The organism is Soonwooa sp. T0.1_25 (genome assembly GCF_057652215.1).
The window spans coordinates 1-242 of record NZ_JBYFBZ010000103.1 but is presented as its reverse complement, the minus strand read 5'-3'; the positions used below and the strand labels follow the sequence as shown (position 1 = coordinate 242).

Genomic DNA, 242 nt, shown 5'->3' with positions numbered 1-242 from the left:
GTTCAATGGACAAGATGTCTCGTCAGAACTTAGTTTGAATTTAAAACAAGCTTCTGAAACGCATCAACAAATTTTTTAAATTAATGGCAGAAAAGTAAGAATAACAATTCCTGCTGGGGTTTACGATGGCCAACACATCAAGCTTAAAGGTCACGGAAATGCCGGAATGAATGGAGGTCCAAATGGTGATTTGTTTATAACCTTTAATATTGCAGAAGATGCTATTTTCAAAAGAAATGGCG

Annotated in this window: 1 protein-coding gene; it reads left to right on the top strand. The window is 36.0% G+C overall.

Annotation, left to right across the window (positions count from 1 at the left end):
- Nucleotides 1-79: 79 nt before the first annotated feature.
- A partial coding sequence (locus tag AC23MB_RS14505) for a DnaJ C-terminal domain-containing protein (RefSeq protein ID WP_487787671.1) occupies nt 80-242 on the top strand: 163 nt, incomplete at its 3' end.